23 protein-coding genes and 5 pseudogenes are annotated in these 23,978 nt (G+C 32.1%); 3 read left to right on the plus strand and 25 right to left on the minus strand.

Features of this window, described 5'->3' with window-relative positions:
• Nucleotides 1-61: 61 nt before the first annotated feature.
• Genes JCM7501_RS01950 through JCM7501_RS13695 form a run of 4 tightly spaced genes read right to left on the minus strand, consistent with a single transcriptional unit; the run spans nucleotide 62 to nucleotide 3,062 of the window.
• Nucleotides 62-1,369: a histone deacetylase family protein gene (locus JCM7501_RS01950; RefSeq protein ID WP_028991804.1), complete on the minus strand. Its 1,308-nt coding sequence runs from the start codon at nucleotides 1,367-1,369 to the stop codon at nucleotides 62-64.
• An 18-nt stretch (nucleotides 1,370-1,387) separates the two neighbouring features.
• Nucleotides 1,388-2,044: a hydantoinase/oxoprolinase family protein gene (locus tag JCM7501_RS13685; protein ID WP_256201015.1), complete on the minus strand. Its 657-nt coding sequence runs from the start codon at nucleotides 2,042-2,044 to the stop codon at nucleotides 1,388-1,390.
• Nucleotides 2,041-2,829: a hydantoinase/oxoprolinase family protein gene (locus tag JCM7501_RS13690; protein ID WP_256201016.1), complete on the minus strand. Its 789-nt coding sequence runs from the start codon at nucleotides 2,827-2,829 to the stop codon at nucleotides 2,041-2,043. Before JCM7501_RS13690 ends, JCM7501_RS13685 begins: the two co-directional genes overlap by 4 nt.
• A gap of 2 nt (nucleotides 2,830-2,831) precedes the next feature.
• Nucleotides 2,832-3,062, minus strand: a complete 231-nt coding sequence (locus JCM7501_RS13695) for a hydantoinase/oxoprolinase N-terminal domain-containing protein (protein ID WP_256201017.1) — start codon at nucleotides 3,060-3,062, stop codon at nucleotides 2,832-2,834.
• 258 nt (nucleotides 3,063-3,320) lie between these two features.
• On the opposite strand from JCM7501_RS13695, the pseudogene JCM7501_RS01960 reads away from it, so the two are divergent.
• Together JCM7501_RS01960 and JCM7501_RS01965 are read left to right on the plus strand one after the other, a co-directional pair.
• Nucleotides 3,321-3,521: pseudogene (locus JCM7501_RS01960) on the plus strand (IS481 family transposase); the annotation flags it as partial.
• A 35-nt stretch (nucleotides 3,522-3,556) separates the two neighbouring features.
• Entirely contained in the window at nucleotides 3,557-4,111 is a 555-nt protein-coding gene (locus tag JCM7501_RS01965) for a helix-turn-helix domain-containing protein (protein ID WP_051421912.1), read from the plus strand.
• Between the two features lie 68 nt (nucleotides 4,112-4,179).
• Here JCM7501_RS01965 and JCM7501_RS01970 read toward each other — a convergent pair whose 3' ends face one another.
• From JCM7501_RS01970 to JCM7501_RS02030, 15 genes and pseudogenes are all read right to left on the minus strand, one after another.
• Nucleotides 4,180-4,869 carry a class II aldolase/adducin family protein gene (locus JCM7501_RS01970; RefSeq protein ID WP_051421913.1) on the minus strand — a complete coding sequence of 230 codons (690 nt, stop codon included), beginning with the start codon at nucleotides 4,867-4,869 and terminating at the stop codon, nucleotides 4,180-4,182.
• 22 nt (nucleotides 4,870-4,891) lie between these two features.
• A pseudogene (locus JCM7501_RS12500) lies at nucleotides 4,892-5,427 on the minus strand (1-phosphofructokinase family hexose kinase).
• Nucleotides 5,385-5,822 carry a PfkB family carbohydrate kinase gene (locus JCM7501_RS01980; RefSeq protein WP_054644774.1) on the minus strand — a complete coding sequence of 146 codons (438 nt, stop codon included), beginning with the start codon at nucleotides 5,820-5,822 and terminating at the stop codon, nucleotides 5,385-5,387. The pseudogene JCM7501_RS12500 and the gene JCM7501_RS01980 overlap by 43 nt, the downstream one beginning before the upstream one ends.
• A 123-nt stretch (nucleotides 5,823-5,945) precedes the next feature.
• Nucleotides 5,946-7,097 (minus strand): PTS galactitol transporter subunit IIC, encoded by a 1,152-nt coding sequence (locus JCM7501_RS01985; RefSeq protein ID WP_218184422.1) that lies wholly within the window; start codon nucleotides 7,095-7,097, stop codon nucleotides 5,946-5,948.
• A 2-nt stretch (nucleotides 7,098-7,099) separates the two neighbouring features.
• On the minus strand, nucleotides 7,100-7,321 hold the full coding sequence (locus tag JCM7501_RS13255) for a PTS transporter subunit IIC (protein WP_218184423.1): 222 nt from the start codon (nucleotides 7,319-7,321) through the stop codon (nucleotides 7,100-7,102).
• 94 nt (nucleotides 7,322-7,415) lie between these two features.
• Complete coding sequence (locus tag JCM7501_RS01990; protein WP_054644775.1) at nucleotides 7,416-7,631, minus strand: PTS sugar transporter subunit IIB; 216 nt, start codon at nucleotides 7,629-7,631, stop codon at nucleotides 7,416-7,418.
• A gap of 16 nt (nucleotides 7,632-7,647) precedes the next feature.
• Nucleotides 7,648-8,115, minus strand: a complete 468-nt coding sequence (locus tag JCM7501_RS01995; RefSeq protein WP_012994625.1) for a PTS sugar transporter subunit IIA — start codon at nucleotides 8,113-8,115, stop codon at nucleotides 7,648-7,650.
• 179 nt (nucleotides 8,116-8,294) lie between these two features.
• Nucleotides 8,295-8,873 carry a PRD domain-containing protein gene (locus JCM7501_RS02000; RefSeq protein ID WP_054644776.1) on the minus strand — a complete coding sequence of 193 codons (579 nt, stop codon included), beginning with the start codon at nucleotides 8,871-8,873 and terminating at the stop codon, nucleotides 8,295-8,297.
• Nucleotides 8,874-9,085: 212 nt separating this feature from the next.
• Nucleotides 9,086-11,017, minus strand: a complete 1,932-nt coding sequence (locus tag JCM7501_RS02005) for a sigma-54-dependent transcriptional regulator (protein WP_162199496.1) — start codon at nucleotides 11,015-11,017, stop codon at nucleotides 9,086-9,088.
• Between the two features lie 102 nt (nucleotides 11,018-11,119).
• Nucleotides 11,120-11,436, minus strand: a pseudogene (locus JCM7501_RS13700) (IS1380-like element ISTps2 family transposase); the annotation flags it as partial.
• Between the two features lie 771 nt (nucleotides 11,437-12,207).
• Nucleotides 12,208-12,677, minus strand: a pseudogene (gene flgN, locus JCM7501_RS02010) (flagellar export chaperone FlgN).
• Nucleotides 12,678-12,681: 4 nt separating this feature from the next.
• Nucleotides 12,682-13,067, minus strand: a pseudogene (gene fliS, locus JCM7501_RS02015) (flagellar export chaperone FliS).
• A gap of 13 nt (nucleotides 13,068-13,080) precedes the next feature.
• Nucleotides 13,081-14,604, minus strand: a complete 1,524-nt coding sequence (gene fliD, locus JCM7501_RS02020; protein ID WP_028991812.1) for a flagellar filament capping protein FliD — start codon at nucleotides 14,602-14,604, stop codon at nucleotides 13,081-13,083.
• Between the two features lie 12 nt (nucleotides 14,605-14,616).
• Entirely contained in the window at nucleotides 14,617-14,958 is a 342-nt protein-coding gene (locus JCM7501_RS02025; RefSeq protein WP_028991813.1) for a flagellar protein FlaG, read from the minus strand.
• Nucleotides 14,959-15,096: 138 nt separating this feature from the next.
• The gene (locus tag JCM7501_RS02030; RefSeq protein ID WP_013149907.1) at nucleotides 15,097-15,282 is read right to left on the minus strand and encodes a Spo0E family sporulation regulatory protein-aspartic acid phosphatase; all 186 of its coding nucleotides are present in this window, start codon (nucleotides 15,280-15,282) and stop codon (nucleotides 15,097-15,099) included.
• 140 nt (nucleotides 15,283-15,422) lie between these two features.
• On the opposite strand from JCM7501_RS02030, the gene asnB reads away from it, so the two are divergent.
• Nucleotides 15,423-17,264, plus strand: coding sequence for an asparagine synthase (glutamine-hydrolyzing) (gene asnB / locus JCM7501_RS02035; RefSeq protein ID WP_028991814.1), 1,842 nt, complete (start codon nucleotides 15,423-15,425; stop codon nucleotides 17,262-17,264).
• A gap of 42 nt (nucleotides 17,265-17,306) precedes the next feature.
• Here asnB and JCM7501_RS12505 read toward each other — a convergent pair whose 3' ends face one another.
• From JCM7501_RS12505 to JCM7501_RS02065, 6 genes are all read right to left on the minus strand, one after another.
• Nucleotides 17,307-20,600: a glycosyltransferase gene (locus tag JCM7501_RS12505; RefSeq protein WP_081723111.1), complete on the minus strand. Its 3,294-nt coding sequence runs from the start codon at nucleotides 20,598-20,600 to the stop codon at nucleotides 17,307-17,309.
• Nucleotides 20,601-20,613: 13 nt separating this feature from the next.
• The gene (locus tag JCM7501_RS02045) at nucleotides 20,614-21,588 is read right to left on the minus strand and encodes a CgeB family protein (protein ID WP_028991815.1); all 975 of its coding nucleotides are present in this window, start codon (nucleotides 21,586-21,588) and stop codon (nucleotides 20,614-20,616) included.
• A 122-nt stretch (nucleotides 21,589-21,710) separates the two neighbouring features.
• The gene (gene hag, locus JCM7501_RS02050) at nucleotides 21,711-22,541 is read right to left on the minus strand and encodes a flagellin Hag (protein ID WP_028991816.1); all 831 of its coding nucleotides are present in this window, start codon (nucleotides 22,539-22,541) and stop codon (nucleotides 21,711-21,713) included.
• A gap of 129 nt (nucleotides 22,542-22,670) precedes the next feature.
• A complete protein-coding gene (gene csrA / locus JCM7501_RS02055) occupies nucleotides 22,671-22,898 on the minus strand; it encodes a carbon storage regulator CsrA (protein WP_028991817.1) in 228 nt (75 codons plus the stop codon).
• Nucleotides 22,879-23,331, minus strand: a complete 453-nt coding sequence (fliW, locus tag JCM7501_RS02060; RefSeq protein WP_028991818.1) for a flagellar assembly protein FliW — start codon at nucleotides 23,329-23,331, stop codon at nucleotides 22,879-22,881. The genes csrA and fliW overlap by 20 nt, the downstream gene beginning before the upstream one ends.
• A gap of 89 nt (nucleotides 23,332-23,420) precedes the next feature.
• The gene (locus JCM7501_RS02065) at nucleotides 23,421-23,978 is read right to left on the minus strand and encodes a DUF6470 family protein (RefSeq protein ID WP_028991819.1); all 558 of its coding nucleotides are present in this window, start codon (nucleotides 23,976-23,978) and stop codon (nucleotides 23,421-23,423) included.

Here is a 23,978-nt window from a genome sequence, read left to right on the forward strand (position 1 = left end):
GAGGAATTGGTATCAGCTATTTCGATTTTAACACTGATAGTGGAGAAGAACTATAATGTTTTTACCTAGAATAATATTCATCATTTACTCTATCTTGTAAATACACATTTGTATAATGAGAAGAAGCATTTTTATACAGTTTGTATCCTTCATCAATACAATTAGGGCAGGCATCTCTAGGAATAGTTATAGCAAATATATGATATCCTCTATCACTTTTTGACTCAATTGTATTTACTCCAGAGCATTTGTTACATATTTTAAAATTTTGAACTTGTGTTTCTAATATACCATCTGTATCATAATACACTCGTCTAGGCCTTTTTACATAATTCACATCTTTAAATTCTTTTAATCGCAAGTCATCTTTATTTTTCCAGCGGTTATACACTATTTCTGACAATTTTTTAATATATTCTGTAATATCTTTTGGTTGTTTTAACTTCTCTTTATCATAATTTGGTTCACTCACTCTAGAGTAGTCAATACCTGCCATCGCTAATATTATTCCTAAATTAACATAGGGCAAAGCCCCTTCAATAGAGTAGCCTCCTTCAAGAACTGCAATATTAGGATTTAGTCGTTCATTTAATTTTGCATATCCTTGAGCTGTAAAGTTCATATTGGTAAGCGGGTCTGTATAATGGTTGTCTTGGCCGGCAGAGTTTAGTATTATATCAGGTTTATATTCATCTAAAATAGGTATTACTACATTGTCTAATACGTATAAAAAACCTTCTTCTCCTGTTCCAGGAGGTAAGGGGATATTTATATTGTACCCATAAGCAGCTGGGCCTCCAAATTCCTCTATAAATCCTGTTCCCGGGTAGAGAGTTCTTCCATCTTGATGAAGAGAAATAAACAAAGTATCTTTGTCATTCCAATAGATATCTTGAGTACCATCACCGTGGTGACAATCTGTATCTACAATGGCGACTCTTAAACTTCCATATTCTTGCCTTATTCTTTCTAGCATTACTGCTTCCACATTGATTATGCAAAAACCTCTGTCTCCATAAACTACTCTCTGAGCATGGTGCCCTGGGGGACGAACTAAAGCAAAGGCTTTATCTACTTCTTTTTCCATCACTGCTTGAAGGGCTTTAATAGCTCCACCAGCGGATATGAGGTGAGATTGAGTAACTGTAGATTTTACATCTGGCACTACAAAATGCACTCTGTTAATATCTTTTTCTTCAGCAATGATTGGATTATAAAATTTAATTCCCTCAATGTCTTCAATTCCTTCTTCAAAAATTTGATCTTGAGTGTAGAGGAGCCTTTCTTCTCTTTCTGGATGAGTAGGATTAATAGCCCAGTCAAAAGCAGGAAAGAATACAACGCCCAATCTATTTTTAGCTTTAATCATTCTCATTCACCTCTCAATTTATTGGATAAGTCCTGGTTTTACCTGAGCTTTAATTCGCATGTTCTTTCCGATAGTATAAAATCCTCTCACCATATTGAAGCTACTTTCTTCTACTATTTCAGCTTCTATTTCCTCAATAGAAGCGCCCAGCGATAGAGCAGATTTTTTGACTAATTCCAAAGCTTTTTCTTTTGCTTTATCAAGAGTATAATTTCCACTTATTTTTTCATATAATCCTAATTCAGGTACAAAAAGTGTTTTTTTAGAAGTGTCAACAAACATTGTAATTTCGGTAGTTGGTCGTGCTAAAGCTGCACCTATAGCGTTGGCTACAGAATAGTTTTTAGGGTAATAGCAAGGTAAATTAAACTTTTCTTCAAGTACAGGGGCTAATACTTTAGAAGGACCACCAATTATATTTATCAGCTTAGGTTTGATTCTTTTCCCGTACAATAATTCTTTTACAGTATAAACTGGACGGCTATTTATTTCATGTAAAAGCTCATCTACTTTATTTTTAATAATATCTCCCATAGTGCTGAGAATTAATTTTGCCATATCTTTTGCTGATAAATTTAACTCTTTTCCCAATAAAGTCATTGCTTCATAAGCTTTTTTAACATTCTCGTGAGTGAGGCGAAATGCATTTTCATCTATCAACTCTAAGGTTATCATGGCATCTGTAGGCGTAGGTTTGGTACCACCAAAGCATAAGGTACCCCTTCCCTTTGGGGGCCTATTTTTATCCTGCCATTTCTAACACAAATACTACTATCTCCACCTAAACCTATGGAAACACTATAAATTGCTCTTACTAAAGTTTTATATTTGCCTATTCTTATTCCCCACGGTTCAAATAAAGGAACTCCATCAGCAAGGAAAAATATGTCGGTAGTAGTACCTCCAATATCTAGTAATATTGCATCTTTATCGGTAGGAAGCATGGCATTAATTCCCATAAGGCTGGCAGCAGGACCGGATAGGATAGTTTCTACTGGTTTTTTCTCTGCTGTAGACATATTCATAGTACCGCCATCGGCTTTTAATATAAATACTGATGCATTTATTCCTTCTTTTTCTAAGGATTTCTTAATGTTACTTAAAAATTCATCAAAAATGCTGTGCACTGCTGAATTTAAATAAGAAGTGTATACTCTGCGAGGGAAATTTAACTTGCCTGATATAGTATGTCCCATGGTAATAAAAGAGTTTGGTATGTCATTTTCCAAAATTTCTTTTATCTTCATTTCAATACTGGGATTTCTAATAGAAAATTTAGTGACTACAGCATAAGCTTTAATGTTTTTCTCTTTGAATAATTTAATGGCATTTTTTATTTCAAGCAAATTAAAATCTTTAATTATTTCACCTCTGTGATCAATATATCCAGATATAAATACGTTTCCATCACCACAGGCTAAAAAATCATAAGGCAAACCTGGGCCAGGTTGAACAATCATTCCTACAGGAGAAGTTTATTTTCAACTATGGCGTTGGTAGACACAGTGGTGCTTAAATTTATCCTTTCTATTTTAGTGTTATCATATCCTGAAAGCAGTTCTTTAAGGGCAGTCCAGATGGAGTTGAATAAATTATCTCTATTTGTAGGTTTCTTTATGGTTTTTATAATCTTGCCTTTTTCTACGACAACTCCGTCTATATTAGTTCCTCCTACATCAAGACCGATGATCAATTAAAAACCTCCTTTCTTTGGAATAATATTACTATAAATTTCCACGCCATTTTATATTTTAATGTTTTTTGTATTTTGTATTCTCATAGAGAAAATTTTCCGTCTCTTGCCTTCATTATACTACACATTTACCTATCCATACAATAAAAGATGTTTTAAAGTCTTCAAATAGGTATAAATATATTTACCACTTTGAAAAAGCAGAGAAAGAGAATAAAGAACCATAAACAAATTACCAGGATGGCAGGTCAGCCTTCTATGAATACTATAACATATCATGAGCTTAGAAAAATATCCCCTGAAAAAACTAGAGAAGTCGTTAGAAAAGTTTATGAGCAAAATAATTGTAATATCTCTAAAACTGCAAAAATACTTTGTATCTCAACACACACTGTCCATAGAGCTATCAATGGCCCTCTTCATTATAAATCTCGAAAACCTAAAAATTCTTCTAGAAAATCTTATTATTCTTAAGGAGAAGGGAAGAAATTAATATGACAAAGAGGGAATTACAAAAATTAATTTATCATTCAAAAAACAATCGAAAGGAATTAACAGCAAGGGAAGCTGCGCAGGCTTTAGGCCTAAGTGAACGTCAAATCTTTAGATTGAAAAAGGGGGTTAGTGAACAAGGTGAGTTTTTTGTGATTCATAAAAATAAAGATCACAAGCCTGCTAATGCCACACCTCCAGAGGTTGTCAACAAGGTCATCTATTTGAAACAAAATGTGTACTTTGATGCTAATTTTTCTCACTTTAGAGATCTACTTGAAGAAAGGGAGGGAATTATGCTTAGTCAACCTACTGTGTATAGAATTTTATCCTTAGCTGGTATTGAAAGTCATAGAAAACATAGAAAAACTCATAAAACACAGAGAAGGAGAAAACGTAAACCTCAAGCAGGAATGTTAGTGCAAATTGATTGCAGCCCCTTTAAATGGCTGCTTAACATGGGAAAATTAGCTTTATATGGCGCTATTGATGATGCTACCGGAGGAATACAACAGAGAACTTATAAAGTCTCTGTATGCTCAACCCCCACTTTTTAGGTGTATAAAAGTGGGGGTGCCGTCAATCTGAAGCAAACTTAAATTTTTAATCATATCTTAAATTTTTATTATTCATAGATAACTTTGTTTTCCGCTACAAATGTAGATGGCTGAAATTTTTCTTGAAGTTTTGCTACTTTTAGCACTGGATTATCAACGAGCAATTTGCTATTTAAAACAATATATGCATTCGTCTCTATTCTCTCAAGTGCGTTATATGCCTCTTCAAGAGATTTTCCTGCTATTATAATACCGTGTCTTGCCAACATTACAGCACATGCATGTTTTTCCAACACATTCTTTTTTGTTTTAAAATATTCAACCACTGCATCAGCAAGTTCTTTTGTAGTTGCAGGATGATAAGGTAAACATTCGATATTGCCAAATTTTGCTGTAGCTTCCGTAACTGACGGCATAGGTAACTCAAAAGCAACAAATGTCATTATATTCCTTGGATGGGCATGTATACAGGCTTTAACATCAGGAAATTCTTTCAAAATCCCTAGATGCATATTAGCTTCCCTTGTTAATGATCGTGTACCCTCTAATACATTCATCTCAAGGTCTACAAGCAGTAAATCTTCCGGCTCAAGTCGGCATCTGTCATTTTCCGCCATCTTTGCTGGTGTCAATAAAACTTTATTATCATCAACCCTTAACGATACATTACCACCTGCTGCATTCGTCATCATTCTATCAAACATATCTTTTACTAATTGGCAAATTTTTTTCCTCTCCTCTATATATGACAATCTCATTGATTCCTCATCCCCTTCTTAGTTAAACATCTTTAATTAATACATCATCTAATAATCTCAAAGCCTCATTAATATCAAATTCAGATGTCATTAATTTCATTGCTTTTGATGCGCTAACAGCTGTGGCAAATTTAAATGCTTCTCTCAACGTACTTTTATGATACAACTTAAATATAGAACTTCCGAAGAATACATCTCCACATCCCACAGTATTAATTGCCTTGACTTTGGAGGATAAATTCTAAATGCTTCATTTTCAGAAACAATTAATGAACCATCACTACCCAGTGTAACTGCAACAACCTTAATCCCAGATTTAATGAGTTTTTGGGCATGAAAAATTATTTCTTTTATATTTTCAGGTCTATGTCCTATAATGTCACAAATTTCATCTATATTAGGTTTTATCATAAATGGTCTTGCTTTAATTCCCTCTAGAAGATAATCCCCACTGGCATCTAAGAATGTTTTACAACCATTTTTATTCGCTAACTCTATTAATTTTTTATATATATCTATGTTAAATCCAGGAGAAACTCCTCCTGAAAAACCATAAATTCACATGATGAAGAAAGCTTTATAATCATTTCAACTAACTCATTTATGCTTTTTTCATCAACCTTATTACCTCTCTCTGTAAGCATAAAATGATTGTTCTTATTTTCCTCAATTATAATATAGCTCGTTCTTGTTTCATAATTCGGTGGGTGGATAAATTGGCATTGAATATTTTTTTTACCCAAAAGCGATTCAAGAATACTACCAGTATATCCTCCTAATATTCCTGTGGCAACATTTTTAAGACCAAGGTCTGACAACACAGATGACACATGAGTTCCTTTACCACCTATATCAAGTTTTATTTGTTTTATTTTGTTATTGCTAAAATTTTTAATCTCATCTACTACGATTATCTTATCAATTGCAGGGTTCAATGTAACAGTTGCAATCATCTTAATCACATCCTAAAAAATTTATTTATATTTTTTTCTAATTGTGATATGATTAAAATATAAAGTCATAACACTATTTTACAAATGTTGTAGCAGGAATATACCTGCTACAACACTACACAATTATAAACTTTGGGAAGTCGCACTAATTCTTTCTGCGGCTTCTTTCTCTTTTTTTAACATATACTTAAAATACCACCAGTATAGCAAAGCATAGCCTATTAGCAAAGGAAGACCAGGCAATATATCACCTTTGAACATCTTCGCCGCCACTGAAAAAACATATCTAAACTCTGGTGCCTCCATGCCATTCCATGTTATTAATTGCCCTGCTGGTATTTCAATTGTCTTTACTTGTTTTGCAAGATTTGTTATCATAGGAGCAAAGTATGTTGCTACGTACATATAAAGGGGAGTTGTTATTATTCCAAGAATTAACATTCTTAATAAATTTCCCCCGGTTACTACAACTGCTGTTGCTGCCAAGCATATATTAAGTATGCCTCCAAATGGAAGAACAATATTGCCTGGTAAAATTATGGCCATCAAGAGTATAACTGGAACAAGCAAAATTGTTGTTACCCATAAACTGGGTTGTCCTGCTAAAAATGGCCAATCCAAGCCTATATAAAATTGTCTACCAGGAAACCTTTTCTTCATAAATTCTGCTGCAGCATCTGAAATAGGTAATAAAGCCGTAATAAATAGTGTTGCTACCATTGGAAATAATGTTAAGGCTGCTGCAGATGAAACTCCTAATATCAAAGTATGTTTTAAATCATATCTTGCAAATATTGCAATAAGAACCCCTATTATAAATCCTAAAATATGATTCTCACCAAAAATGCCTAATTTTTCTTTTAGGGCTTCTGAATTTAAATTTATCCTGTTAATTACTGGAATAAAGTCTAATAACCGGTTTAGTGGTGCCAATATTACTGCTGTTAACCCTAAAGCATGTGGCAAACTTATTCCCGGAATTTTGGTTAGCTCATAAATTTGATTGTGCAATAAATCAGCATTTTTTAATTCTAATACTACTTCAATCGCTCCTACTACCAAACCCAAAGTAACACTCCCTGTTACACCTTGAACTAATACAGCAGTTAAAACCTTATTCCAAACATTCCACATATCAATATTCAAACAGTCTGTCCATTTAAAAGCCAACATTATCAAATTAATTATAATTTGAATTGGAAACATTAAAAACGCGTATGGCCATGACCAGGCTATTGCAGCTACAGGTGTCCACCCTAGATCCAATGCATTCAATTTCAGCCTGTTGCTTTAACAAATGCCTGGGCCGCAGGTGAAATTTGGTCAAACATAAAATTAAGTATTACTGACATTCCAGCAAAAGCAACACCAAGCGTTAAAGCAGCTGAAATTGCTTTTGAAGGTTTCATTCTTACAATTAAACCTATTATTATCATTAATATCGGCAGAAAAACGCTTGGTCCCAAATCTAGTATATACTGTATAATTGTTTTTAACATTTAAAAACCCCCTTTTATTTGGCATTTTTCAAAATTTTCTCAATCTCATCCATTGCCTTGTCCATCCCAATGCCTGTCATAAACGGAATCCCACTCACCACTGGAACCCCATAGTCTGTGGATCATAAGGTGCTATAGAGATAAACAAATCAGCATCTTTTAAGTGTGATTTTACCGATCTAAAGTCAACCGCCAGCGTTTCTACATCAATTTTTCTTTGCTTACAAAGTTCTTTAACTCTCTCCGCAACTGACTTCGATGTAGCAACACCAGACCCACATGCTACTACTATCTTTTTCCTTTGTCCCATCAATTATCACCTCCTTTCAATTGCTTTTTGAAATAATATCAATTATCTCTTTTTTTGATTTAGCATTTTTAATTTTCAATAATAAATTTGAATCCATAAATATATCCATAAAGTTTTGCAATACTTTTATTTGCCCGTCAGGATTCTTAATTGCTAACATAAATACAATATCACAGGCAACCTCTCCTTCAAATTTACCCATCTCTCTGAATAGAACAGGTTGTTTTAGCAATGCAACGGCAATACCATCTTTAATTACATGAATTGGATCAGTATGTGGAATAGCAACATTTATCTTTCCTGTTGGCAATCCCGTTGGAAACTTCTTTTCTCTTTCCACAACTGCATTGTAAAAAGAATCATTTACATAACCCTTTCTCAGCAAGTTATCTGCTAAATATTTCAGTACCTCCTGCCAATTAGTTGCTTCAACATCAAAAAAAATTAAATCTTCATTTAATAGTTCATGTAATTTTCGTGCCATGTTACAGCCTCCATCTTTTGTCTTTTTTACTTTAATGTATATCGCAAAATCTATGCCAAAATGTGTTCATATATTATTTATAACTGTGAAATCTACGTTTTTCTTTCGTCAGAAAATTTGTGTTTAAATTATAAAACACTATTACCTTTAAATAAATAAAAAAGGCCTCCCCGGCCACTTTAAACATATAGTTCATCATAATTAATGATATCAATAATAAAGCATATTTCATCATCATTAATATTGATATTAAACATGGTATTAAACACTGTTAGGGCATTTTTTAATATTTGATATAAACCATTATTTTTATTTATGACCTCATTTTTGGCATGATGTTTAATAAAATTATTTGTAAATAGTCTTTCAACAACGCACCCCATATGTATTCCTAGCTTAATTTTTTTCTCTCTTTTTAAAGCTATATTATATTTTTCTATATCTTTAATAAATAACTTATATGCCTCTATGACCTTTGAGGGATTGATATAAGTAAGAAATTCTTCTAATGTCTCTTTTATTTCTTTGTATTCATTTTCAACCAAAAAATTATGCTTCAATTTAATGCCAAAATTTGTTGCCAAATAATTTTTATCTTTTATTATTTTATCAGTAGGTACATAAGGAATACCATTTATCTCAGGATCTAAGGCTCCAATGACACATAATACGTCATTTTCCCGAATAATGTTGTAATATTTCTCTGTCCTTTCAGTGATATCAAAAAAACTTAATGAATAAATTGCTAAATTCTCCAATTCGTAATTTGATTCAATATAATTTTTTAGTTTATCAGCCGTACCTTCTCCAGTAGAACAAATTGTAACTATGCAACGTTTCTTGTTTTCATTTGAAAATGTACGATTACAAATTGAATTATAAATTTCATCTAAATCTTCATCTAAAAAATATGCCTTTCTTGCTGCTTCAAGAACTATAGGAGTGCTTACGTTATCAATAACTCTTGTCCTTATTCCTGTAAATTTTTCAATACTATCTGGTATATTTTTAATGAGCCCATATCAACTAAATACAAGATACCCTTACCTTCATGAATTTCTTTCGAAATATTCATTATTTTTATTAATGCATCGTCAACATTCATATCTAATGGCATATCAAAATATGCAACTTTAGTTATATTTAATAGCTTATTTACTACATTTGCTATATTTTTCGCTACACCGTCACCATGCATTAATACCATTATAGCAACACTTTTTTTCTCGTTTATATCTCTCATACCGGAAACTAAAAACAATGTTATAAAACCACTTTCCTCTGTAGAAACATTAATTTTAAATTTGTCTTGAATCATTTTAACAATTTCTTCTGATATTTTAAACTCGTTTATATATTTATTACGTATCTCATTTAGTCGCAAATTAGTTATTGGTTGCCCATTTTTAATTCTTTTTATCAATGCCTCAAGGTGGAATGAAAATGCATACAAAAAATTATCATTTAATTTTATATTTAATTTTCTTTCAGCAAAATCTTTTACTTCCGCCGAAAAATCAATAATTTCTTTATCAACTAATTTTTCAATTTCTTTTACATTTGGAGATTTGAATTTATTTATTATGTGCTTATAAAGCGAATCTATATACAGCTCAATTCTCTCATTAATGTCATTTTTATCAAATCCTTGCTGCTCTAATATTTTATACCTTTCGATAATGAAATCATACAAATCATATTTTTCAAGCGACTTTTCTTTCCCATCAGGTAATATTATTAAAGGATCTTCATAATATTTTTTATTTTTTGTATTTTCTTCATACATTTTTATTTTCATGTTTTCCGGTAATAATGTAATATCAATTTTTAATTCACCATCTGAATCTGTAGTATTGTAATTTCTTAAAAAAGCTTTAGCACAAAGCAATTGTATGGTTGACTTTAATTCCCCTACGTTACCATTAAAATCACAATTTGCCATAATTGTTATTATTTCTGGAGAAATAATAAATTTTTTTGCTACTTGTTTTGCTTCTTTTTTTAAAAGTTCTTTAATAATTTCTATTTTTTCTTCAAATGGTCTATCGTTCCAAGCTGGCATCTTGATTACGATCGGTATTCTTCTTAAAAATGTTTTCAGAAGTGACGATTCCGGATTTTCGGTTGTCGCCAAAATAATCATTAACTTTGCTTTTCTTATCATTGCATCACCAAGCCTATGATATATTCCCTTATCAATAAGATAAAAAAGCATTTCTTGTCCTTCTGGTGGTAGTCTATGTACCTCATCAAGAAACAATATGCCATTATTCGCTTTTTCTACTAATCCAATATTGTCAGAATCAGCTCCTGTAAATGCCCCTTTTACATGGCCAAAAAGATATGACATTAACAACTGTGGGTTGTTATAATAGTCGGCGCAATTTAGAGTTTCAAAATTACTATACTTACCTATTTGTTTTCCAAATTCATACATTAATTCTGCCAAGTAAGATTTACCGGACCCCGGCGGCCCTATTATTAACGTATGCAAACCATATGGGGGATACAGAATAGCTGCTTTTGCCTGTTCCACTTGCTTTTTAAGACTCCCATTATACCCTATTAAATTTTCAAATATATCGGTACTACTTTTTCTATTCGCTTTTTTAATTAATGCTATGAAATCATTCAAAGAAATACTTTCCCCTATCGACTCTCCGATTAATTCTTCAGCCTTTTCTCTCGTTAAATAATACACTGGTCTTGATACTAATTTTACTAATAATTTGTCTCGTACAAGTTTATTTAATATATGACTAATATTAGCTCTTGAGATTCCAAGAGTTTCTGATAAATCCTCTGCAGTAATGCCAAAATTTCTGCTCTTTAATACATCACTATCAGATATATTTTTCAATTTATCTCTAATATAATTTAAAACTTTTTCTTTATTAGTCATTCTGAAACCTCCTTTTCTTCGCATGTTGTTTATGTGTTTATATTAAACTTGAGTTCGGCAAGTGGCAGACAAAGCAACAAGTCGATTAGCTCTGTCAGTTTTTTTTGGCTGTAGTAGCTTTTTACGTACAAAATAACCCTACATGGCTTATCCCATCTAGGCGTCTTTCCATATATTTCGTTAGCACTAAAAGTTTTATCCACGTGGAGTCCATGTTATAAAGATGTTTTCTTTGATTAACATAATCTATAAAACATTTAATCATACTTAGATTTTTGCTTTCATCACATATTCATAGCCTTTAGTTCCAAAATAAAGCATATTGCCATGGTTAAGCACTCCACGGTCGCTACGTATACATTATTTGTCCAGTTTTTAAGAAGTTGTTCTTCGGAGGATTTTACGAAATCCAAAAAACCTTTTTTACGTTAAACTAAAAATATGTCGTATTTCAGTTGAAAATTCTTAACAACTTTATGATGTATATATAAAATTCTACGTGGAAATGTAAAATCCTTTTTTAAAATAAGCACTTGCAAAATTATTTCCGCAAAAACTCTTAATTTATGGATTTCATTATATAATATTTTGGGAAAAAATATTTATTTAACTTGAATTCGGCAAGTAGCAAGCTTAGAAGATATATGAAGAAAACAAAAAGCGTTATGGAGCTTGTATTTGTCTAGTGAAAAATATTCCAAATTGGAAATTATAGAAAATTTTGTGTAACCTAATTAAACAACTCGGCTGTGAAAGATATGAACAAAAAAGACAAAGATACTCAAAATTCAAGAAATGGCTATACTTAAAAGACGGTAAAAACTCAACATAGAACTATCTGCAGAAATGGTAAGCAAAATAACCGAAAGAATAGTACCAGAAATAAAAGAATGGCAATCAATACCATTAGAAAAGATAAAAACTAGGGTGCGAAGCCAGAAAAAATTTTCTCTAGAACTTTGAATCCCTGGGGCTTCAAAGGTTCTAGAGAAAAGCTTACAGTATCCCTAATTAAATATTTTAACCAAAAATCTTCACTTTCATGCATAAGATGTAGAAAAAAAGGTTATACTAAAGATTGATCAAATAAAAAATGTTAACTGATTCTTGCTGAGAAAGAGGATACAATTAATCTAAATGCACAAAATATTTTTTACCCCTATAAAGGAAGCGGGAAATTCCCGCTTCCTTTAACGCTTTTTATCTAAAAATAACTCTCAGGTGTATAGTATTTAAGATATTCTATATACCCCTCTTTACTTTTTGACAATTCCTCTAATTTGTTTTCTGTTTTTTCGAAAACAGCAGTTATATTTTGAAGATTTTTATCGTCTTTCTCTTTTATTTTTTCCAAAAGGTTTTTTGCCTCTATAAACAGCGCTTTCAATTTACTTATTTCTCTTGTAATTTTCCCTTCCAAAGCAAAAATACTTTCCACTTTATTTTCTTTTTTAAAAATATTATACAAAGGAATAAAATCGGTATCTAATTTATCAATTTCTTCTATAATTTTTTGCTTTGTAGTAAGTAAATTCTTCAATTCTTCTAAATTGTTAGAAGCTATAGAGATACCTATTTTTTCAGTAACCTCACAAAGTTCTTTCAATCTTTGAATTTTATCCTGTACAATTTGAGTAAGTTTTTCTATATTATTATGCATCTCATCAACCCTTCGCATAGACTTTCTCTCTAACTTTATTAAGGGCTACACTCCAAGTATTTCTCAATTCTATAGCAAATCCTTTTACTTCTTCTAAAATTGTCACGTCTTTTTTTACGTTAGCATCAATTAATCTTCTTAGCATATAGTCATATAACTGTACAAGTTTTTAGAAATATCATAATTCATATCCAAAGTAAGCATAAGCTCTGTAATAATGTCTTGTGCCCTTTGTATACTATTATTTGCTGCCATATAATCTTTTTTTTTCTATCGCCCCTTTTGCTTCTTCTATAAACCTTATTATGCCATTGTAAAGCATCAGTACCAGCTCTTCAGACTGGCTGTCAAAATAGTATTTTCTTTGTACTCCTGATATGGATTTACCATAAACGCACCCCCTTTATCCCATCATAACTCCAATCTGCTGACTCAACCACATACTTTGAGAATTCATTTGTCCTACATACATCTCTAGTACTGTAAATTGTGCATAATATCTTTGTTCAAGGTTATTCAGATAATCTTGCATTTGAGCAATTCTCTCATCTATTTCTCTTATTCTGTTTCCTATAAAACTTGTGTCATAAAGCTGGGTGGTACTTCCTGCTTTTCTTGTTATGGCATCTATGCCTTGGTCCAAAGTATCATATAACTTTTGTGCAATACCTGAAGTTTTCAAAGTAGTATTTCCATTAGAATCTGTCTCATAAACACCAGCAAATATCTTCATTACTTTGTCCAGATCATTTGCAATAGCATCTTTTAACTTCGTTTCGTCGATATAAAGTTTTCCACCTTCATACCATTGTCCTGTAGTAATGCCAATTGAACTTAAAGAACCTACACCGGATACTGTCGATGAAACAACATTTCTCATGGAGTAATATACTCGCCTTAAAGTTTCGTCATTGTTTAAATTCCCTGACCTTGCCTTTTCTTCCCATAGTTCTATATCACTGTCTTTCATAGCTTGTTTCTGTTCAGAAGTCAAAGGTGGATAATCGTAATACCTTTTTTCTGTAAGCTTTGCATTAATCTTTGTAATTATATCATTGTAACTGTCAACAAAGCTCTTTATAGCGTTATATATCTTGTCAACGTCTGTTGAAACAGATAAAGTTGTTGTGCCTGTACCTGTGAGGGTAATGTTTAAACCTAATAATGTAAAACTATTGGTACTTTCAGAATATACCGTTGAACCGTTATTTATAGTAAATTGAGCATCTTTACCATACGCTATTGCACCATCAGTAACTGTGTTGGTTGTGGTATCTAGTGTCAAGCCTGATATCTTCATGGTATTAGTTAATATATTGTAACCGCCAGAATCCGAACCACTAAAATCTATCTTAGCAGCACTTCCTGTAGTTGTAGAAACTAAAAATATAGTCTTTAAATTAGTATCATATGTGGCAGTTACTCCTGCTCCAGAGCTATTAATCTTTGAAATTATCGTATTTAAAGAATCAGTTGAAGTTATAGAAATGCTTATACCATTCAATACAATAGTACCCGTTTGATTAAGTGCTGCAGTAGGATCTGTAATGCTAAGCTGCCCTGAGGTTCTGTACGCCGCTTGCGCTAATTGAGTTACACTTAAGGTATATACTCCATTTACTGCACTTGATGTTGCTGTAGCTGTAGCTACCGCAGAATTTGAAGCAACAGTTTTAGCAAGAAAAGTTCCTTGTAATTTAAGTTGGAATACACTATTATCTCGCAGAGATAAAAGCTGTGTATTTATATCCCTTAAATCCTCTTGTTGCCATTGATACCATTGCTTTTGTTGTTCTAACCTATCAAGAGGAATACTGGCAGCTCTTATTAACTGTTGTACAATAGAATCAGTATCGAGTCCAGTTGCAAGACCACTTATTCTCAATAAATTGCTCACATTGTAGCTATTCATACTTATTGGATCCATCCTTTATCCCCCCTATATTTTTCTATCCACAAAAAGTCCCGCTATTTCCCATAATCCTGCCACAAGATCAAGTATTTTTTCGGGAGGAATCTCGTCAATAACTTCATTCGTATAACTATCAACAATTTTTACTACTATTGTATTTGTAGGCTTGTGTACAGAAAATTCAAAATATGTATGATCGTTAATGCTTATTTTTCTGTTTTCTTTATTAAGTACACTGTTAAGTTTGTTATCATCCACAGGTTTACTAAGTATATCTTTTACTGCTTTTATTTCCTCTAATAGCCCACTATCCTTTCTAAAGTGCGAATTCACCTGTCCTGTTCTCGCAGTATTAATCCCCTCCAACATTACCGTTACTACCTCCTAAAATAAAATTTATCATTTGTAACACCTTCTCCTCTTTGTTAATATAAATATCGACATATATTTTAAAAAGTTTAAATTTTTTTATATAACCGCAAAAAGAAAAACAAGTAAAACAGCACTTTATTTTACCTGTTTTACTTGTTTTTCTTTTTTCATATACATCACAATTAATTCGTCTAATTCACGGCTTAACTCCAAAGATTTAGGAAGTTCTAAATTAGATTCATTTAATTTCTTTTTTAGAAACTTTATCCTTTCAGCAATATCATTTTCTTCATAATAATGCTCTTTTATCACTTTCCCCATATAAGCCGCATCCTCCTAAAACATTTATGTTTTTATTATATCATGTAGAAATTAAAAATTCATTAGAAAATTATAACATGTATCAATGGCAAAAAAAGAGAATATATTTACTTATAGATTTAAATTTTAGGAGGATTTTTATGTGTGGAATAACAGGATGGGTTAACTTCGATATGGACTTGTCACTTCAAAATGAAGTAATCGAAAAAATGACAAATACCCTTAAAGAAAGAGGACCTGACGGTTCTGGAATATGGTTGTCAAAACATTGTGCTTTAGGCCATCGTCGATTAATTGTAATAGATCCACAAGGCGGAAGTCAACCAATGATAAAAAAATATGGTGAAAAAAATTTTGTCATTATCCATAATGGAGAACTCTACAATATGGATGAATTAAAAAATGAACTCATATCCTTGGGATATATTTTTAAAACCCGTTCAGATACTGAAATTATCTTGACATCTTATATAGAATGGGGGCCGACCTGTGTTAAAAAATTTAACGGAATATTTGCTTTTGCAATATGGGATGAAGTGCAAAATAGGCTTTTTATTGCCAGGGACCATCTCGGAATAAAGCCATTATTTTATACCATTAAAAATGGGTCTTTGATATTTGGCTCAGAAATCAAAGCAATATTAGCACATCCTAATGTAAAACCAGAGATAGACTCTCAAGGTCTTGCAGAAATATTTGTAATGGGACCTTCAAGAACTCCCGGATGCGGTGTCTTTAAAGACATTAAAGAATTAAAAGCCGGGCATTATCTCATATTTACCAAAAATGGAGTAAACATAAACAAATACTGGTCATTACAAAGTATTCCCCATGAAGATAGCCTTGAGAAAACGGCGGAAAAAATAAGGCATCTCCTTAGAGACTCCTCAGTAAGACAACTTGTTTCAGACGTACCTTTATGTTCATTGCTATCAGGTGGCCTTGATTCAACTGCTGTATCTGCCTTTGCAAATGAAGAATTAAAACAAAAAGGTCAAAAACTTATAACATATTCTGTAGATTATGTGGGTAATGATAAATATTTTACGCCAAACAAGTTTCAGCCAAACTCTGATGCAGATTGGGTAAAATTTGTCGCAAAGAAACTTGACACAAACCATAACTATGTATTTATAGATAATGAAGAACTTGCATATGCTCTAAAACCAGCCTTGTACGCTCGAGACCTGCCTGGTATGGCAGATATAGATTCATCTTTATATCTATTTTTAAAAGAAGTAAAAAAAGGAGCCACAGTCGCTCTATCAGGAGAAGGTGCTGATGAAGTTTTTGGAGGTTATCCCTGGTTTAGAAACAAAGAAGCAATTGAGGCTAATACCTTCCCATGGATAAGAATGATCAATGAACGCATGAAATTGCTTTTGCCAGAAGTTGTAAAATACATAAGACCTATAGAGTATTTAAATGATAGATATAACGAGGCTTTAAATGAAGTGCCAAAGCTCACTGGAGAAGACCCCAAAAATACCAGAATGAGGAAAATGTTTTACCTTAACCTAACAAGATTTATGCCCATGCTTCTTGATAGAATGGATAGAATGAGTATGGCAGTAGGTTTTGAAGCAAGAGTACCTTATTTAGACTACAGGCTTGTAGAATATGTATGGAATATACCGTGGGAAATGAAAAATTTAAATAACAGAGAAAAGGGAATATTGCGATATGCTCTAAAAGGTTACATCCCAAATGAAGTAATTGAAAGAAAAAAGAGTCCCTACCCTAAAACACACAATCCAGTATTTAAAAACATCGTTAAAAAATGGCTAAAACAAATAGTTGATGACAGTACATCGCCTTTATTACAACTTGTAGATAAAAAAGCGATAATAACACTTATAGAAACAGATGCAAAAGCCTATGACCCTGCTTGGTTTTCTCAGCTTATGGGCTCCGCCCAACTCTTCGCTTACCTCGTACAAATAAATATGTGGCTAAAAGATTATAAAATTTCTATAGTGTAATAAAATAAAAATACGTTAAATGGCGGGAAATCCCCGCCGTTTTTAAATAGTTATCCTCTTTTCAAGGTCTATTTCTGGATACATTTCTTTCACAATCACCTCAATCTCTTTAGCCTCTTGATACTTCCCTTCACTTTTGTATATTTTATATGCCAGTACATAATTGTCCAGATCCATTCTACTTAAATTTAAAGCATTTGAAATCAAAGAGAGAGCTTCTTCATACATCCCTTGCTCCAACGCCCTTTCTGCAAGATACCTGTATACTTCAGGATTTTGGCTGTTTAAATTAGCTGATCTTATATACGCTTCAAGAGCTAAATCTTTTAATCCATATTTTATCATGAGTTGGCCGTATCTTTCATAGTCTTCTTTCCCAAAGCTGTTCACATACAATCTAAGTATCTCATTATATAAATCAAATTGTTGCAACTTAATCAGCACATCCAATAAGTTGAAAAAACTATCTTTTATTTCATCAAATTTTGCCTTCATTTCTCCTACTATAGTCATATATAATTTTCTATCAGAAGTATTAGAAATTTCCCATAAGACTTCTTTAGCTTTGTCTATTTCATTTAATATTATATAGCACAAGGCTTTGTAATAATTTGCTTCTTCTTTTGCTTTTCCGTACTCCATATTTAGATGTTTTAGAGCTTTTTCCCAGTCTTTAAGCCCCATATATGCAATTCCTCTTAGAGTGTTTAAACCTTCTAAATCTATGTTTATATTATCAAGATATTTCTTTGCAAATTCAAACTCTCCTCTATTCATATAAAGTCTTGCCAATATGGCATTATTTACAGGGGAGCTACTATCTGTATACTTGTCAAAAAAAGCATATACATCTTCTGGTTTTTCGTTTTTTATAAATAAATCAAAAAGTTTTATGAAAACCTCTTGAAAATTAGGATTTTCTTTCAAAATTTCTATATATTCTTTGACAGCATCATTTAGGCGATTTAATTTCTCATTGCAAAGAGCTATCATGTACCTTGCCCTATAGCTTCCCGTTCCTCCCATTGTAATAAACATTCCATCGTATTCTCCGATAGCAAGACATTCATTAAACACTTCTATAGCTCTTTCATATCTTTTTTGGTCTATATATAACATACCTTCTAAAAATGCAAAATCCGGAACATCAATATAATAATCTTTTGCATCTTTTATAATTTTTAACGCAGTATTGTAGTCCTTTAATGCTATGTAACAACCAATAAGGTATCTTAACAATCTGGTAGCAGTAGGAACTCTGACATCCATCCCTTTTGTTGCGATAAGAAGATGTTTAAGTGCTTTATTATAATCTCCTATGTTAAAATATTCTACTGCCAAATTGGCATGCTGAAACTTGTCATCAGGATGTTTTTCTAAATATTTCGAAATGAGTTTAATATATCTTTTGCTTTTATTTTTCTCTGCTCTTGTTTCCGATAAATATCCATAGTGCAATATAGTAACATCGGCTTTTTTCGCTACAGGAGGCCTGTTATTTTCTACATTTCTTAAATTTTCATGCACAGGATAAATGTATTTAAGTTTGCCATTGTTTTTAAACAACCTATAATTGTAGTTAATTTCTGTAAGACCACTATTCACACTGCTGCCGCTATAATTTACAAACCTAAATAAATAAGCTTCCACTGCATCGTCATTAAGTAAAGGCCTGATTTTATCTACATCATCTTTCTTAATCTCTTCATCAGCATCCAAAAACAATATCCAATCGCCAGTAGCATTTTCTATTGCTATATTTCTCGCCTTGCTAAAATCATCTTCCCACTTCGCGTGTATGACTTTTGCCCCAAAGCTTTTCGCAATCTCTACTGTCTTATCCTTTGAACCAGTATCAACAACAACTATTTCATCGACTATATCCTTAACACTTCCTATACAACGAGCTATGTTTTTCTCTTCGTCTCTAGTAATTAGACAAAGAGAAAGGGTCACTTTTTTCTTTTGAGACGCTACAATAACATACTGGTATGTATTACCTTCTATTTTATAGTTATTTGAGTAACCTAATATTTTTGCAATATTATCTAAATAATTTAATAATGTTACTTCACGGGAAGATTCTATATTCCCCTCTAATCTCGTAACATCTATTATATCGAACCCAGCACTTTTAAATAGATTTTCTATTGTGCTATACGAAAAAAATCTAAGATGGGTTTTATCGAGTAAACCAGAATTTTCATATTCCCAATTACCAGCCAACAAACGTTTTAATATACTGATATGGTTTATGTTAGGAATAGAAGCAATTATTTGTCCATTTTTTTTCAATACTCTTTTAAGTTCATTAATTACTTCCCATGGATTATATAAATGTTCTAAAACATCACCAAAAATTACCACGTCATAGTAATTTTCTGGTAATTCTGTAATCACATCTTCTACAGCACCTGAATATACTTTATCCAATACCTTATCAGCAATTTTTGCTACATCTTTGTTGATTTCGATACCATGAACTTCTATATTATAGCGATTTTTTAATTCAAGTCCCAAAGCTCCCATAGCACATCCTACATCTAATACATGCTTAGCTGTGGTAGGAATTCTTAATAATATATGCGGGTTGTAATTTATATAGTAAAAAACATCAAATCCCCATTTTTTAACAAAATAGTTCCTATTTTGTAACATAATTTTGCCATAATCAAAATTGCTGTTTTTAAATGTGACACTGCCAAAATGATAGATAAACGTAGACTCTAACATATAAAGGTTTTTACCATTTAAAATCGTTCGTAAACACAAATCATCATCTTCATAATTACCTATACCAAAATTCTCGTCAAACAATCCAATTTTTTCTATTAATTGCTTCCTCATAGCCATGCAAAATCCTACTAGCCTCAATACTTTCCTATATTTGGGGGTACTGGTATTATAACTATTAGCAAATTTATGAATATCATCTATCGTCTTTAATTCTACATTAATTTTTTGATGTCCAGAGATATTATTAGTTACTGGACCAACTATGCCCGCATCTTCGTGTGAATTTAAAAAGTCAACCATATTTTTTAGCCAATTTTTTGTTACAATTGTATCATTATTCAGTAATACAATATATTCCCCTTTAGACGCCTTAATGCCTTGATTGCAGCCTGTTGCAAAACCCATATTTCTATCATTTTCTATTAGCAATATATCACGTTGCTTTTTCAACCATTCAACTGTTCCATCCGTAGATGCATTGTCAACAACAATAATCTCATGAGGTACATCCGTATATTGACGTATACTTTCTATGCAAAGTTTGGTATATGCTAATTGATTATGGGTTAAAATTATTATACTACTTAAATTCTTAAGCATGCGCTATCTCCCTCTATTTGCTATTCTTAATTATATCTAAAACAAATGACAATCTATGTACAAAAAGATGCTCTTTTATTGTTCTCAAATAAGCTTTTTTTGCAATCTTACTTCTTATATTTTCATTGCCTAGATAATATTCTATCTTATCAATTAAATCTTTTTCGTCATTAAAAACTACAATTTCTTTATCAATTTCATAAAATTTGTCTAAATCTTCTCGATAATCTACTATTTGGAATCCCCCCGCTAAAGAAATATCAAATATCCTATTATTTGGTGACAAAGCTTTTATTTTATACTTATTTAGTTGTCTTAAAGTATCATCATCGTAAGCCCTATGAATATTTAAATTAATTTTTGCATTACTGTAAAACTTTGCAGCATCTTCATCTGAAACAACTCCCAAAAAAACATTATTTTTTAAAATATTAAATGACCTAAGTCTATCCCATAATATTCCTATAATTTTGGTATTATACTTTAACAACGTATGTGATATTTTATCAATTAGTTCTAGCCTGTTTTTATATCCAGTACCTATTATACAAATATCGCTCTCATATCTCTCATCTTTGCTTATCTTAAACGTGGCCTCATTAGAACCTAATGGCAAATAATAGGTATGATTAACCATTTTTTTATAAATGTCTATTACGTTTTTTTCAGTATTAAAAATATAATCATAATACGGCGCAACTTTCAGAGATTGGTCGATATCATAAGGGTCATCGACAATCCATATCCCTAGTTTGTATCCAAGATTTTTAATTTTTTTAACCGTTTCTATATTTAATCGTACGCCTAATAATGTAAACACAAAATCAGGATTAAACTCTTGTAATATATTATAAAAACCTGGTTCTTTCGTATTTGTGACATCTATTGCAATTACCTGACAATTCAGTTGTAAGAAACCATTGATAATTCCATAATCTAAATTATTGTGTGGCCACCAATGACCAGAATTAATATATAAAATCTTCATAAATTTTTTAATCCTCCATTTTTAAATTAGCACCCATTAAGTATATCAGCATTATTTATGACAAACTTAAGTTAAATACCTTCTCAATTAAACTTCAAGGGAGGCCTTGCCTCCCCTTTAAATTATCTTAGTAATTGCAATACTGTCTGTGGTTGTTGATTTGCCTGCGCTAGCATTGCTGTTGCTGCTTGCTGGAGTATGTTGTTCTTTGTAAATTCCATCATTTCTTTTGCCATGTCTACATCTCTAATACGTGATTCAGCTGCTGTCAAATTCTCTGCTGCAACACCCAAATTGTTAATTGTGTGCTCTAAACGATTCTGAACAGCACCAAGGTCTGCTCTTTGTTGTGATACAGCATTTATCGCGCTATCAATTGTTGTTAACCATGCAGCTATATCTGAAGAAGATAAACCAGACGTTGAGACATCAAGAGCATCAACACCTAAGGTAGTACTATCCATTTTTCCTATTGTCAAAGTTATATTTTGTGCAGCATTAGCTCCTATTTGGAATGTCACTCCGGTTGTAGATAAGCTACCATCTAAGAGCTTTCTAGTATTGAACTCGGTTGTTGAAGCTATTCTATCAATTTCTTTCTTCAACTGATCTATTTCTTTCTGTATATTAGCTCTATCTACATCTGTATTTGTGTCATTTGCTGCCTGTACTACCAGTTCTCGCATTCTCTGGAGTATTGCGTGAGTTTCATTTAATGCACCTTCAGCTGTCTGAATAAGCGATATACCGTCTTGAGCATTTCTTTGAGCTTGATTTAAACCAGCTATTTGCCCTCTCATTTTTTCTGAAATTGCAAGACCTGCTGCGTCGTCACCTGCTCTATTGATTCTGTAACCTGATGAAAGTTTTTCCAATGCTTTTTGGGTATTAATATTGTTAATTGAAAGTGCTCTCCATGCGTTTAACGCACTTAAGTTGTGGTTGATAATCATTTTACCTTCCTCCTTGAACTTTTTTATTTGGCATCCCTGCCATGGTTTTAAAAGATTTCAAGACTCACAGTTGGCCAACTGTTTTATCTTTTGTTTTCACTATATATATCGATATAATTTTCATTTACTTTAGTGTTTTTTAATAAAATTTTCTAATTGGCTCAAAGCCTCTTTGTCTACAGTTGCTGCTTTTAAATTCTCGTCTTTGATTTCTACAAGCTCTTTTCTTAAAACAGATATGTTTTTTGGCGCAGTAATCCCCAGTTTTATTTGGCCATCCTCAATCTCTAATATTTTGATTTCTATATCTTCCCCTATAATTATGGCTTGACCTACTTTACGCGTTAGAATAAGCATTTTTGAGTTCCTCCAATATTGGATGCTTTATTAAGTATTCATCGTTGTCAAGAATAACTTGTTTGCCTTTGTTACTTTTAGCATTTATAATTATAGGAGCTTTTAGGTTTGCTGTCATTTTTTCTATTTCATCGGGGATTACTACGATTACATATATAAGAAGGTGGTTTTCATCCTCTATTTGAAGAGCTTGTATTAATTCTTCATCAATTTCAAAGGCATAATTAGGCTTAAATACTCTCGGGTCAATAATTACAAAAGCTATGTCTGTGTTATCAATAGATTGAAGCCACTTAAAAGGCATATTTTCATTGTTGTCAGTAATTATTAAAAAATTGTGTAAGTCTTCAAAACCTGGTATTCCTTCTTCAAAGTAAATTACGTCTTCAGGATTGTATTCTATGACGCCAAAGTTTTTTGTATTTATCTGCATATTGGTTCCTCGCTTTCATATTGGAGTCTTTATAGAGTCTTTCTTTAGGGTATAGTATCCTCCGGCTTAGGATGACGTATGATATAAGATCATATCCTTCTATCAAGATTATTTCCTACATATTGTATCTTTATTGATGGATATTGCCTCATATATATATTTACATGTGCCGGTATCACAGATATTTGAGGCTTATGAGGTATTGCTTTGATTTTTACACCGCCTAACTCCCAATTTATTTTTAAATATCCTTCAAACCATATTTTGGGTCGTGATTTGGGAATGAGGTCAACATTGAAGTCTATATCCTGAATCAGGGCTTCTTCGCTTAACTTTACAATTGCATCTTGATGGTTTTCTATTGATGCAAGTATGTCTCCATCTTCAGCAATTTTGCCTATTGCCTCAAGAGCTATTTGTTTACTCCTCTGGGCTTCATCATATACAAGGTCAAAAATACTTTTAAGCCCTGCTTCATAAAAACACTGATATTGGTCTATATGTACTTGCGGAAGTTTTCTGTCTATTTCCATTTTTGCAGGTATTTGTTTTATTTCAAGGTCTGCTTTTGGGCTTTGTATAGAAATTTGGGCAGGAGTAGTGTCTATACCTATCCTGCCAAAAGTTTGATTTATCACTATATTCAT

It is taken from the genome of Thermoanaerobacter thermocopriae JCM 7501 (assembly GCF_001310975.1).
Lineage (GTDB): Bacteria > Bacillota > Thermoanaerobacteria > Thermoanaerobacterales > Thermoanaerobacteraceae > Thermoanaerobacter > Thermoanaerobacter thermocopriae.